Origin of the sequence: Vibrio sp. 10N.222.52.C3 (assembly GCF_041474195.1) — a bacterium.
GTDB classification, from domain to species: Bacteria; Pseudomonadota; Gammaproteobacteria; order Enterobacterales; family Vibrionaceae; genus Vibrio; species Vibrio crassostreae_C.
This window is the reverse complement of record NZ_JBFRTQ010000039.1, coordinates 1-1,308: the sequence shown is the minus strand read 5'-3', so window position 1 is coordinate 1,308 and position 1,308 is coordinate 1. Positions and strand designations below refer to the sequence as shown.

At 42.7% G+C, this 1,308-nt stretch carries 2 protein-coding genes; both read left to right on the top strand.

Annotated elements, in window-relative coordinates:
• On the top strand, positions 1-438 hold a 438-nt coding region (locus AB4517_RS07750), incomplete at its 5' end, for a helix-turn-helix domain-containing protein (RefSeq protein WP_372148149.1).
• Complete coding sequence (locus AB4517_RS07745; RefSeq protein ID WP_106427183.1) at positions 435-1,277, top strand: IS3 family transposase; 843 nt, start codon at positions 435-437, stop codon at positions 1,275-1,277. The genes AB4517_RS07750 and AB4517_RS07745, both read left to right, overlap by 4 nt.
• The last annotated feature ends 31 nt before the right edge of the window (positions 1,278-1,308 follow it).

Here is a 1,308-nt window from a genome sequence, read left to right as displayed (position 1 = left end):
TTAGCAAAACAATATTCAATTTCTTCAAGGCAGATACGGTATTGGGCTCAAGTCTTTGCCATCCATGGTACTGATTCATTTTTACCAACTAAGCATGCCGCGACTGCTCAAACAAAACGAAAAGCATTGAATTTAATGTGGACGAATGAATGGTCTCTCACGCACACTAGCGCTGTATTAAACCTCTCATCCCCTGGGATACTCTCTGTCTGGCTCAAAAGATTTAATGAGCTCGGTATCAAGGGGCTCAAAATGCGCCAGAAAGGAAGACCCTCAATGAAACAGCAACCTCAACGTACCACTAAGCCTGATAATGAAATGACACTTGAGGAGCTAAAAGAGGAGTTGGTCTACTTACGAACCGAGAATGCCGTTCTAAAAAAGTTGGAAGAGTTGGAGCAGGAAAAAAACCGTCGAACAAAGAAAAAGCGGTCATAGCTCTAACTCTTAAAGGCAAGTACCCGCTGAAGCACTTACTGCAGACTCTACAGCTGGCAAAAAGTGTCTTTTATTATCAAGCTCAAACAAACAAGCGCCCAAATAGCTACGAACGTGAGCTGCGGTTGATAAAGTCAATTTATCATGAACATAAGGGTCGATACGGCTACCGCCGTATTCACTTGGAACTAAAAAATCAGGGGTTCGTGCTTAATCACAAAACGGTTCAAAGGCTTATGGCTCAGCTCAACCTTAAATCGACGGTCAGGATTAAAAAGTATCGTTCATACCGAGGAGAGTCTGGAACAGCTGCTCCTAACCTGCTTGAAAGAGATTTTAGTGCGACTCAACCCGATGAAAAGTGGGTAACTGATGTCACGGAGTTCAAAGTCAAAGAGCAGAAAGTATACTTGTCTCCCGTGGTCGACTTGTTTACTCAGGAGGTAGTTGCTTATAGAGTGGCCAAAAATGCCTGCTTGCCGCTTGTCACGGATATGCTAACGGAAGCCATATCAAAGCTCAAACCCAACTCAAAGCCAATTATACATAGCGATCAAGGTTGGCAATATCGTCATCGACAGTATCAGAAAAAGGTAGCGGAGAGTGGGTTAACACAAAGCATGTCGAGAAAAGGTAACTGCTTGGATAATGCGGTTGCTGAAAACTTTTTTGCTTTACTCAAAACAGAGATGTATCACAACCAAAGCTTTGAAGATGCAGATGCTCTGATAGAGCAAATTAAAGAATACATCGAGTACTACAATACCAAACGTATAAAAGTGAAACTAAAAGGCCTGACTCCGATAGAATATCGAACTCAGGCCTTGAAAGCCGCTTAACAGAAATGTCCAACTTTACGGGGTCACTTCA